The sequence below is a fragment of the Neisseria meningitidis genome, from assembly GCF_022869645.1.
GTDB lineage: Bacteria > Pseudomonadota > Gammaproteobacteria > Burkholderiales > Neisseriaceae > Neisseria > Neisseria meningitidis.
Genome location: NZ_CP064367.1, coordinates 2,067,765 through 2,079,663, shown reverse-complemented (window position 1 = coordinate 2,079,663; position 11,899 = coordinate 2,067,765). Strand labels below are relative to the sequence as shown.

6 protein-coding genes, 2 tRNA genes and 1 pseudogene are annotated in these 11,899 nt (G+C 50.5%); 4 read left to right on the top strand and 5 right to left on the bottom strand.

Annotation, left to right across the window (positions count from 1 at the left end; translation table 11 throughout):
• Window positions 1–7 precede the first annotated feature (7 nt).
• Window positions 8–1,066 (bottom strand): DNA polymerase IV, encoded by a 1,059-nt coding sequence (gene dinB / locus IUJ45_RS10490; RefSeq protein ID WP_002246272.1) that lies wholly within the window; start codon window positions 1,064–1,066, stop codon window positions 8–10.
• Between the two features lie 247 nt (window positions 1,067–1,313).
• A pseudogene (locus tag IUJ45_RS11095) lies at window positions 1,314–4,402 on the bottom strand (TonB-dependent siderophore receptor).
• Between the two features lie 273 nt (window positions 4,403–4,675).
• Between IUJ45_RS11095 and IUJ45_RS10475 the strand changes: the two are divergent.
• Window positions 4,676–5,455 carry a ferredoxin--NADP reductase gene (locus IUJ45_RS10475; RefSeq protein ID WP_002234046.1) on the top strand — a complete coding sequence of 260 codons (780 nt, stop codon included), beginning with the start codon at window positions 4,676–4,678 and terminating at the stop codon, window positions 5,453–5,455.
• 210 nt (window positions 5,456–5,665) lie between these two features.
• Here the strand turns inward: IUJ45_RS10475 and IUJ45_RS10470 are convergent, their stop codons facing one another.
• Window positions 5,666–7,051, bottom strand: a complete 1,386-nt coding sequence (locus IUJ45_RS10470) for a 3'-5' exonuclease (RefSeq protein WP_002237173.1) — start codon at window positions 7,049–7,051, stop codon at window positions 5,666–5,668.
• 117 nt (window positions 7,052–7,168) lie between these two features.
• Here IUJ45_RS10470 and IUJ45_RS10465 point away from each other — a divergent pair.
• The 3 genes from IUJ45_RS10465 to IUJ45_RS10455 all read left to right on the top strand — a co-directional run bounded on the left by IUJ45_RS10465 (window position 7,169) and on the right by IUJ45_RS10455 (window position 9,068).
• Window positions 7,169–7,245, top strand: a tRNA-Arg gene (locus IUJ45_RS10465).
• 17 nt (window positions 7,246–7,262) lie between these two features.
• Window positions 7,263–7,337: transfer RNA gene (locus tag IUJ45_RS10460), tRNA-Glu, on the top strand.
• A 555-nt stretch (window positions 7,338–7,892) separates the two neighbouring features.
• Entirely contained in the window at window positions 7,893–9,068 is a 1,176-nt protein-coding gene (locus tag IUJ45_RS10455) for an NAD(P)H-dependent flavin oxidoreductase (protein WP_002216908.1), read from the top strand.
• Window positions 9,069–9,408: 340 nt separating this feature from the next.
• On the opposite strand, the gene IUJ45_RS10450 is transcribed toward IUJ45_RS10455, so the two are convergent.
• Both IUJ45_RS10450 and ccoG read right to left on the bottom strand, forming a co-directional pair.
• Window positions 9,409–9,957, bottom strand: a complete 549-nt coding sequence (locus IUJ45_RS10450) for a FixH family protein (protein WP_002229645.1) — start codon at window positions 9,955–9,957, stop codon at window positions 9,409–9,411.
• 2 nt (window positions 9,958–9,959) lie between these two features.
• Window positions 9,960–11,456: a cytochrome c oxidase accessory protein CcoG gene (ccoG, locus tag IUJ45_RS10445; RefSeq protein ID WP_002246273.1), complete on the bottom strand. Its 1,497-nt coding sequence runs from the start codon at window positions 11,454–11,456 to the stop codon at window positions 9,960–9,962.
• Between the last annotated feature and the right edge of the window lie 443 nt (window positions 11,457–11,899).

Here is an 11,899-nt window from a genome sequence, read left to right as displayed (position 1 = left end):
AAGCGGTTTACGCCCACAAATCCTGCTGCTGGTTTTTCGGCACAAGATGCCCCACGCCGATACCGATGAGGCGGAACGCGTCTTCCGTCTGCGGCGGGACGCGCGCCATCAACATTTGCGCAGCCTGCAGCAGAGCTGTGCAGTCGGGCAATACGGAGGAATAAGTCAGCGTGCGCGTGATGATGCGGAAATCGTAGGTCTTCAGCTTGAGCGTTACACTTTGGGCTTCGACGTTTTTACGCGTGATTTGCCGCCACAAGTCTTCGGCAAGATGGGGCAAGTGTCCGGCAGCCTGCTCGAGCGGCAGGTCTTCGGGCAGGGTGATTTCTGTGGAGATTTGGAGACGTTCGCGTTCGGCTTTGACGGGGCGTTCGTCCGTACCGCGCGCCAAATCATAGAGGCGGTAGCCGTAGCGTCCGAAATGGTTTAAGAGCTCGCCGCGCTCGAAACGGCGCAAATCACCCGCCGTCTGCATACCCAGCGACTGCATTTTTTTCAGCGTTACCTTGCCCACTCCGGGGATTTTGCCCAAAGGCAGGGTTTCCAAAAATGCCATGACTTTGTGCGGCGGCAACACAAACTGCCCGTTCGGCTTGCGCCAGTCCGACGCGATTTTCGCCAGAAATTTGTTCGGCGCGATGCCCGCGGATGCGGTCAAACCCGTTTCCGCAAAAATGGCGGCACGGATTTCTTTGGCAACTTCGCTGGCGTAAGGGATGTTTTTGAAATTACGGGTAACGTCAAGATAGGCTTCGTCCAGCGACAGGGGTTCGATTAAATCGGTATAACGCCTGAATACGGCATGAATCTGCGCGGAAACCTGACGATACAAATCGAAATGCGGCGGCACATACACCGCTTGCGGACACAGCCTTTTCGCCGTTGCCACCGACATCGCGGAATGCAGCCCGAACTGCCGTGCCTCATACGATGCGGCGCAAATCACCGAACGCGCGCCCTCCCACGCGACGACCACCGGCCGCCCTTTCAAATGCGGCTGTTCGCGCAGCTCTACCGATGCGTAGAATGCGTCCATGTCGATGTGGATGATTTTGCGTGAAGACATCGGCTCTGCTGAGGATAAAAAGGATATTCTACTGCCGGCATCGGGCAAATTCCAAATATAGTGGATTAAATTTAAACCAGTACGGCGTTGCCTCGCCTTGCCGTACTATTTGTACTGTCTGCGGCTTCGTCGCCTTGTCCTGATTTTTGTTAATCCACTATATACGCCCCGATAGACCTGCCTCCATAAAAATGCCGTCTGAAACATACCCTGTTTCAGACGGCATCCGCAAAACTACGGTTTCCAATTAAAACTGCCAATCCAGTTTCATGCTGACAGTGCGCGGCTCTCCATAGAAGTTGTTTGCGCCGCGCGTACGGTTGTAGTTGTTCTCAAAATAAGTGCGTCCGTTTAAGTTCGTACCGATGAGGCTCAATTTAGCGTGTTTGCCCAATTCGTAACGGACGAAACCGTCTATCAGCCCGTAGCCGCCCTGCCTGATGTTATACAGACTGCTTGTGCCGCTTTGTGCGGACACGCCGCCGCCGACGGTCAGCCCCGTATTCGGTATATGGAAGCTCGTTCCGAAACGGAATATGTGCACGGGTGTGAAATTGCTGAAGTTGTACGGGTCTGCGCCTGTGTTTTTGGCGAGGCGTTCGGCGTTGACTTCGGCGGCGTTTTTGTAGCGGCTCTTGTTGTAGGTGTAACCCGCAAAGACTTTCCAATCTTCGTTCAACTCACCCGACAACTCGAATTCCGCACCCCTGCTGACCACTTTGCCTATCGGTTTGGCAACGGTTTGGAACGACCCCTGCTTGCCGCCTGCTCCGGGAACATAGCCAAAATCGACGACCGTGCGGTTTTTCTGTTCGAGGTAAAACAATGCGAACGAAGCATTCAGCCGTCCTTGCAAGAACGCGCCTTTCCAGCCTACCTCATAGTTTGTGCCGACCAAAGGCGGTAAAACGGTTTTGGCACTGACATCGACATTATCCTGCTGTTTGAAGATTTTGGTATAACTTCCGTAAATACTCTGTTGCGGTGTCAAATCATAGGTAATGCCTGCATAGGGCGTCAATTTATGACCTTGCATCTTGGCCGTATAATGGTCCTGATCCGCCTTAATGCTCGATGCCGTCTGAAAATCGCTTGCCGGCTGCCCATAGCGGACAGGCATATCTTTGGTTTGCGAGGTTTCATAGCGCGTGTAGTGCAGCCCGCCCAAAAGGTGCAGTCGGCCGGTTACGTTGAAACGCGTGCTGGCAGTCAGCGAATGGGTTTTGTTGGTGTTGAGGTATTTGGCGTAGTTATACAGCGCAGGAACATGGTCATCGGCCACTTTAACAGTTTTCCAAACCGGCACCGTACCGGAAAAACCGGTAAAGACAGGCGAGCCGTCGGGATTGGTCTCCTGAATCTTGTTGCCTTTTTCGTCCAGCTCATATACATCGACATATACTGGCGTCCGGCTGCCGCTGTATTCGTCATAGTAATACACCTGCTTGCCTTCGGCATCGAGCTTGGGCTCGGTTTTTATTTTCTTGGCATTCCTGCATTCTTCGGCATAAACGGTACGGTTGCCTTTTTCATCGTACGCCTGCCAATCGGGTTCTTTATGCCCCCTGACCAAAGGAGAAGACAAATCACCGTCCGGCTCCCCTGACAACTTCCCGCATACACGCCGTGCGTTGCCCCTGTATTCGGACGTACTCTGTGGCGGCGTTCGTAGATTTCCAGATATTCGGAACGTATCTTTTCATCGCCGTAGGCATAGCCGACAAAGAAATCATGCTCCCGCCCGAACAGCCCATATGTGCCGGTCAGGTCAAGTTTAATTCCCCATTGGCGGTCGTCTTTGGTATGCCGCAACGGCATATAACTGTATCGTCGGTTGGCGGTAGCCTTCCGATTAAAGGAAGAGTCATACAGGCTGTTTGGAAAACGTTGTGCCGCATTATTAAAGATGCCTTCCTTCGCAAGGGCTTTATCGACAAATTCCGACTTGTCGGCATCAACACCCGGATCCCCCCAAGAACCTTGACAGATAAAGTCCAGCGCAAAAGGGGCACTCATACACTCGTCAAAACCGGCTTTGCGTTCTGCGGCACGGCGGCTGCGGTACTGCTCGAAAGCAGTATTATCGAAACGGTTTTTAACAAAATCGTCTTTGCGCTCACGGTATTCCTTGGCGGTTTCGTCACGATATGCTTTCAGTTTCTCCAATGCCTTATCTTTCGGCTCGAACGGGATGACTTCGTTTTTTTCGGTCAAAAAGCCTACCGCATCCTCATCTGACAAACCCGCCGCATGTTCGTTTTTCAGAAAAAACTGCCCCACCTTCGCATCGGATTCATTCTTGGTATAAGACACTTCGGCATTGAGCTGCCAACCGTTGTCAAACACATGTTTGAAACCTGAGAAAAGGTTGTATTTGTCAGCACTCAACCGCGACCAATCCTCCCCCAAATAAGTGTTGCGCGGCAGTTGCAAAGGCCGGTTGCAGGCAGGCGTTGAACTGAACGGGGCAGTTTTCTGATTTTCACAGGACAAAATAATGCCCGAAAAATCAGGAACCTCCCTACTCTTCTGATACATGCCGCCCAAAGTAAGCACACTGCTGTCGCCCGCATCGGCTTCGGCAATGCCGTAAACCATATGTTTCCTGCCCCAAACGCGGTCTTTAAACGATTTTTTATACTCTTCCGCACCCACCAACCTTCCGCGTAAGGTATTCGCCTTATTCAGGCTGCCTGAAACATCCAACACTGCACGCCGGCTGCCGCGATGGTCGGCGGTCAGCTCTCCGGTATGTTTGAAAGAAGCGGTAGGTCGCTTACGGATCAAATTGACGGTTCCACCCGGCTCTGAATTGGATTGGGTCAACCCCGTTGCACCCCGTACAACTTCAATATGGTCATAAACCGCCAAATCGGTACTCGGAGACACGTCGATTTTCGCCGTATATCCCGAACGGCCTGCAACATTGACGGTAATACCGTCTTCACCAATCTGATCAATATAGAAACCGCGTGACAAAAACCGCGTCTGCAAGCCTGAATCGCGCACAACGTTGACACCCGTCGTGTTTTTCATTGCCTCTTCAAGCGTATGCACCGCCTTATCGTCAAGGCGGCTGCGCGTGATGACGCTGACCGACTGCGGCGTATCCTTGCCCGCAATCCTCATACCTGTGGCGGTGGACATCCGATCTATCGTATAAGAACGGGTCTTCTCGGTCTTGCCCGACAGAGCATGAGAGCCGCGTACATTGACCGTATCCAAACTGACGGTATTGCCGTCTGAAACAGGCACAACACCGTCTGCAAAAGAACCACCGTAAGCCGATAACAGCATAACGGTCAGAATTTTAAGTGAAAAATGATTTTGATTCATAGAGACCTCTGTAATATGCAAGTGTGCAAATCGTCCAAAGGCCCTCACAACTGTTTTGATTTTTTATATTAATTGAAAAAAAGTAATTCTCAATTAAATTTATAGATGGGATTGTATTCCCATTTTGACAAAAAACAAACTGCTCCTTACCGTTTATTTCAAAAAACGATAATATTGTATTGAAAAATATCCGAATTTAAATACAGATCGTCAATGCGGAAAAAAACACCCAAATTGGCTATAATCCCGACAAACACACTCAAGGACAACAACATGGCAGCCTCGCCCGAAGCAAAATTCACTGAAGAAAAGATTTTGTGGGTCAAACACCACACGCCGAAACTCATCACTTTCGCCATCAGCCGTCCCGAATCCTACCGTTTTAAAGCCGGACAGTTCTCCCGACTCGGTTTCTACGAAGGGGAAGGCTTTATTTGGCGTGCCTACTCCATCGTTTCCGCAGAATATGCAGACACGCTCGAATATTTTGCCGTACTCATCCAAGACGGCCCCATGTCGGCCCGTTTCGCCAAAATGCAACAGGGCGACACCATCCTGCTCGATAAAAATGCCACCGGCTTCCTCCTGCCCGAACGCTTCCCCGACGGCAAGGATTTGGTGATGCTCTGCACCGGCTCCGGCATCGCCCCCTTCCTTTCCATTCTCGAACAACCTGAAATCCGACAGCGTTTCGATACCGTCAACCTGATACATTCCGTATCTTTTCCCGAAGAATTGATTTTCAACGACCGGCTCGCCGCATTGTCCGAACATCCCCTGGTAGGCGAATACAGACACTCGTTCCATTTCGTCCCTGTTACCACCCGTGCCGCCAACCCCTCGGGCTTAAGCGGAAAACGCATTCCGGAACTCTTAAAAAACAGCAGCATCGAACAGGCGCTGCATACCAAGTTCACCCCGGAATCCACACGGTTTATGATTTGCGGCAACCCGGAAATGGTCAAAGATACTTTCCAAACGCTGCTTGACATGGGTTACGCCATGCACCGCAACCGCATTCCCGGTCAAATCATGATGGAAAACGGCTTCTAAAAACCACCCTGCTTGTCCGATGCCTTCGGATGGACGGTCAAACCGACACGGCACGAAAACCGCGTCGGCAAAAATGCCGTCTGAAAAAATTCAGACGGCATCTTCGGACACATTACCTGCAAACGGCAACACATTCCAACCCAAACCGATTAGGCAATCAATACGAACGGCTGTTTACATACTTACCGGCTTTCATCAACCGGTATCGATTTAACCGATTTCCTTAATATTTTTCCTGTCCGTTTTAAACTTCGCCTTAAACGCATCCGGTAAATCTTTATCGAAATACCAAAGCCCGTCACCCATTTCCAATGCGCCGCCCATTCCATGCAGAACAACTTTTTCCCCCGTTAAAGGATCAGTTTCGGTAATTTCTACCTCATGCATTTTTCCCCAATCCAAAATAGGCAACTTGTGTGCAAACGCCAAAACCTGTTCGTCAGAACGGCCGCACGCCTTATCGCATCGGCCTGAAACATATACGGGACAAGGCTCATCCTCTGCATAACCGTCCGGAAGGATACCGGCTGAGGCAGGACACAATCCGTATGTTTCCGCCCACGACGACAAAGCCCGTCTCGCCGCCTTTTTATTGGCAAATAATCCGGTAGGCGGATTATCCGTCACACCGTTTTTCAAAGCCGCTGTTTTCGCATTCAACATGCCGTCTGAACCTTTTTCAAACCTGACGGTCGTAAATGTTTTAAGCAGATTTTTGGCAGATACATAACAACCCGAATGATAACGTCCGACCAATTCCGCTTTAATCTTATATGCATGCAGGCTGCCCAATGCAGGAAAAAAACGGACTTCCTCCGTATTGCACCAATCAAACGGGGCTTTTCCGGAATCCAATAAAGCCGAAACCTCGCTATATACCCGTTCAAACGTACCGATGTAATTTACTTTCCCTCCGCCGTCGAAACAAGCCAGCACCCCCATACCGTCAGGCAAACCGTACAACTGTTCCCTCAACCGTTCGGGCAGCGCGGCAGGCAGCGGTTTCGGATTCATCAAACGGAAACACTGCCTGATCCATGCCTCAACCCCATGTTCCGACAAACTGTATTCCAAATAATCACACAATGCCGACACATCCGCCATCGCACGATGCCTGTCTTCTACAACAATCCCCAACCTTTCGATGATACTGTCCAGGCTGTGCTTGTAAAATTGCGGATACAGACACCGGGACAGTTGCACACTGCACAAAGCAGGCGATGAAAACCCGATGCCCGCACGATGAAACTCATGCTTTAAAAACGTATAGTCGAAACGGCTGTTATGTGCAACCAGCACACAACCCTTCAATACCGAAAACAACTCGCCGGCAATCTCTGCAAAAACAGGCGCATCGGCAACCATGCCGTCTGAAATCCCCGTCAGCCCCGCCACAAACTGCGGAATCGGTTTTTGAGGATTAACCAACCACTCATGCCTCACCACCCTTCCCTGCTCAAACTTGACCAAAGCCACTTCGGTTACCCTGTCTTCATACAGATTGCCGCCCGTCGATTCCAAATCGACCACGGCAACAGGCATTCCAAACCGTAAAAATACCTTTTCCAGCAAGGGCCAGCGGGAAGCAACAATCATTTTATTCTCTTTAAATTCAAACAACAAACCGATATTTTACACTTTTAAGGCATTTCATCCAACAAAACAATTGACAGAATCCGATGATTACCCTAAAATTCAAATCTTTCTTGCAGTGCACCCGTAGCTCAGTTGGATAGAGTATCTGGCTACGAACCAGAGGGTCGGGCGTTCGAATCGCTCCGGGTGCGCCAGTAAGAAAATACAATATGCGCCCATCGTCTAGCGGTTAGGACATCGCCCTTTCACGGCGGTAACCGGGGTTCGATTCCCCGTGGGCGTGCCAAATTCCCAATCCCTGAGATTATCCCTCGGGGATTTCTTATTACCTCGACAACTCGTTACCATATCTTTACCCCCCTTCATCAGACTCTCAGACGTAATCGAATCATATTCAAACCTTTGCCGTGCAAACCGATATCACGTAACCGGATGCGGTGTCCGTCCAACATTTTACCCGATTGAAACGCCTGATATATTGCACCCCATCAACGTGGCATTACTTTTCTTAACAATCCCCTTTGACAGCAACTGACTAGGGCTTTTTTATGCCATCATCAAATTTATAGTGGATTAACTTTAAACCAGTACGGCGTTGCCTCGCCTTTCCGTACTATTTGTACTGTCTGCGGCTTCGTCGCCTTGTCCTGATTTTTGTTAATTCACTATAATATTTTCTCTCCCGATTGAAACAGGCGTAACAGAATATGCCCGAAGCTCCGGCTGCTTTCTTGTTTACCGCCGCGATATTTAGAGTATAATACCAAATTTGAGCAATAGTTCTAAAACAGTTAGAACCATTTTTCATGAGCCTGACTGATTCGTACACTCGGAGAAACTGATGCAGAATATTTTTGACCCTTTGGTTATTCGTGGAAAATCCCTTACCCCCATCGTGCAAGGCGGTATGGGGGTCGGTGTTTCCGCATCGGGTTTATCCAGCGCGGTGGCACGTGAAAACGGTATCGGAACGATTGCCAGTGTGGATTTGCGCCACCTTCACGAAGACCTACTCGCCGAATCACAAATCAATCCGAGTGAAGAGAAATATACATCTTTGAACTGTACCGCATTAGACAGGGAAATCCAAAAAGCCAAAAGCGCTTCAGAGGGAAAAGGACTGATTGCGGTCAACGTGATGAAGGCGGTCAAAGACCACGCCGCGTATGTCCGCCAGGCTTGCGAATCAGGGGCGGATGCGGTTGTAATGGGTGCCGGTCTGCCTTTAGACCTGCCGGAAATGACCGAGGGCTATCATAAAGATGTCGCGCTGCTGCCGATTCTGTCCGAATCGCGCGGTATTAATATCGTCTTGAAACGTTGGATGAAAAAAGGCATATTGCCCGATGCGATTGTAGTCGAACATCCTGCCCACGCGGCCGGACATTTGGGTGCATCAACCGTTGAAGGCGTAAACGATGCCAAGTTCGACTTCAAACGCGTGATTGAGGAAACGTTTGAAGTTTTCAAAAGTTTAGGGCTGGAAAGCGAAAAAATCCCGCTTATTCTTGCGGGAGGCATGGCAAATTTTGAAAAAGTCAAAACCGCCCTAAAGAACTGGGGAGCATCCGCCGTTCAAATCGGTACGGCTTTTGCCGTTACCGAAGAAGGAGATGCACACCTTAACTTCAAAAAAACGCTCGCCGGTGCGGAAACTGAAAAAGTAGTCGAATTTATGTCTGTTGCCGGTTTGCCGGCGCGCGGTGTCCGCACCAAATTCCTAGACAGCTACATCAAGCGTGAAAGCAAACTTCAGACAAACGCCAAAGCCGACCCGCGCCGCTGTACCCAAGGTTTAAACTGCCTAACCAGTTGCGGTCTGCGCGACGGGCTTTCCAAAGCCGGACAATTCTGCATTGATATCCAGCTTGCCGCCGCATTCCGTGGAGAAGTAGATAAAGGCCTGTTCTTCAGAGGTAAAGACCCGCTGCCCTTCGGCAATGCCATCCGCACCGTCCGCGAGACGATACAATATCTGCTGACGGGGAGCGAACCTGTTGCAACGCTCGGACGCTGACATCAGGTAGGATTTGATTTGCAAACAAAATGCCGTCTGAAGCCTTTCAGACGGCATTTTTCAGGCTGCGTTTCGGAATAGTGTCGAAAAAACGGAGAGAAATAAAAACGTTTTTATGTAAACAAAACGCCTTCCGCATTGTGTCGGGCATACAACACAAATGCCGTCTGAAGCCCTTCAGACGGCATTTTTCAGGCTGCATTTCGGAATGGTGTTAAAAAATAAACGGGATAAGATACATTTATTTTCGTCCGATAAATCAGACCATCACGCCGAATAATCAAACAATGCCTGCCCGACATTGCATCTGGCAAACCAATGCAATGAAAACACGGCTTTTTTATTTGCTTCCGGCATTATTGAAAAGTTTATCCATCGGGGTCAGATCCACCGCATTGCCTTGGCTGGTAATCCATTTGTTCTCGACGCGCCACACGCCTGCCGCGTCCTCCACGCGCACATACCAGTGGTTGGTCGGCGAAAGGGTTTTGAACACCGCCTCATATTCCGCCCTGCCGTTCTGCGCGCTGCCGACGGGCTTGAGGGCGACGGTTTGATCGTCCGCCTTGCGGGTCGGGTGCATCAGCAGCAGGTTCAAAGGCTGTTTGCCGTCAAACTCGCCGCCGACAAACACTTTTGCCGCATTCATATCGGGGGAAATGAGAACCTGCACCCCGATATGCCGTCTGACGGCTTCTTCATCCCGATGAAGCTGGATGTCGATATGTTTGCCGTCTTTATAATAATCGTCCGTAACCAAATCTGTCGCGTGCTGCTGCGCGACAAAAAACATAGCGACGCTGGCGATGACGACAAAAATCGGCCCCGCCATCAAGATCCACGGCCAGACGTGTTTGTACCAAGGTTTGATTGGAGTGTTTTGAGACACGGTTATTCTCCGATAAAGGTTGCATCTTCTTCCAAGACGACCGGCTTGCCGTCGGGCGCGCCGCTTTCGCGGTATTGGAAGGTAAATTCGATAGGGTGGCTGCCTTTGTCCGCGTATTCCGGAATGGTGGACACTTGGACGGGAAGGGTTACCGTTTCGCGCGGGGCAACCTTGATACCGCCTTCGGGCAGCCCGGTCAGGGCGATTTCGTCAAAGCCTTTGACACTTGCGGTAATCAGCTGTTCTTTTTCGCTGTTGTTGATGATACGCAGGCTGTATGCGTTTTCCAGCCAGCCTTTGGCGTTTTCGCGCACCAGTACGCCACGGTCTTTCAAAATATCGACTTCGACCATTTTGCGCGTGGACAAACCGACCAAAAAGGCGGCGATAACCACTGCCAACACCGCGCCGTAACCTGCCACGCGCGGTCTGAGCAGCCGTTTTTTAATGTCTTTTTCGGAATATTCGTGTTCCAACGCGCTTTCGGTCGTATAACGGATTAATCCGCGCGGATAGCCCATTTTGTCCATAATCTCATCGCACGCGTCGATACAGGCGGCGCAGCCGATACATTGGTATTGCAGACCGTTGCGGATGTCGATGCCGACGGGGCAGACTTGGACGCACATCGCACAGTTGATGCAGTCGCCCAAACCCGCCTCTTCCTTATTGACCGTTTTCTTGCGCGCGCCGCGCGGTTCGCCGCGTTCCGCGTCATAAGAAACAATCAGCGTGTCCTTGTCGAACATCGCGCTTTGGAAACGTGCATACGGACACATATGCAGGCATACTTTTTCGCGCATAATGTGGGCGAAGAAGAAGGTCATAAAGCCGTAAAACGCTGTGGCAAACATCGCGCCGCCGCCTGCTGCTCCAGTGAATAAATCGGGAACGAACTGGCGGATAGGGACAAACCAGCCTGCAAACGTGATGCCCGTCCACGCGCAGACAAGGAAAATCAGCAGGTATTTGGTGGCTTTGATGCGGATTTTAGTGAAATTCCACGGCGATTTTTCCAGTTTCAGCCGTTTGTTTCTATCGCCTTCGACCAGGTTGTCGATCCACAGCATAATTTCGGTGTAAACCGTTTGCGGGCAGGAATAGCCGCACCACAGTCGCCCAGCAATCGTCGTCCACCAAAACAGCCCGAAGGCGCAAATCATCAGCAGCAAGGCAAGGTAAATCAAATCGCCCACCCCCAACGACAATCCGAAAATGAAGAAATGCCGTTCGGGGATATTGAAAACGACGGCCTGCCTGCCGCTCCAGTTGAACCACGGAATGACGTAAAACACAAACTGCGTCGCCAATACGGCGGCGATACGGAGTTTGGCGAACCGTCCTTCCGCCTTTTTCGGATGGATGCGTTCGCCTTCGGGATGGATTTGAATCACGCTGGCTCGCGGATCGAATGTTTTTTTTGCTTTCGGCGCGGCTTTTGTTTGTTCGGACGTGCCGATTCCGGATGCCGGACTGCCGGCTTGGTTTTCCGTGGTCATTCTGCATTCCTTAGATTTTTGATTGATGGTTTGCCCGTTACCGCCGCCGTTTGCTTTTCAGACGTCATTTTTCTTGTTTTTTAAGGCGTTGTGTTTCAAGTTTTGAGAAAATCCGTTTTTCCCAAAATATATTTCCGCTATTGTACAACTTTATGCGCCGTCCGGATGTATGGGGCGGATACATTTCCCATCCGCATCAAAACGCCTGGATTTTACCTTACCGCCCGAACAAAATCCGAATACGGTTAAAAAAAAAGACTAAAAAAACCGACACCCCCATATCGGCAGAACCGACGGTGCAAGCTCATAAACAAACGCTATCGACAATCCGGCACACAATCTATAACTTTTTATTTCAAAAGGAATAATGGCAGGCTTCGCCCGCAAATCGAAAATCCTTCCCCACCGGTCTCCTGCCGCCGCCTTCCCCCGCGTCCGCCCTT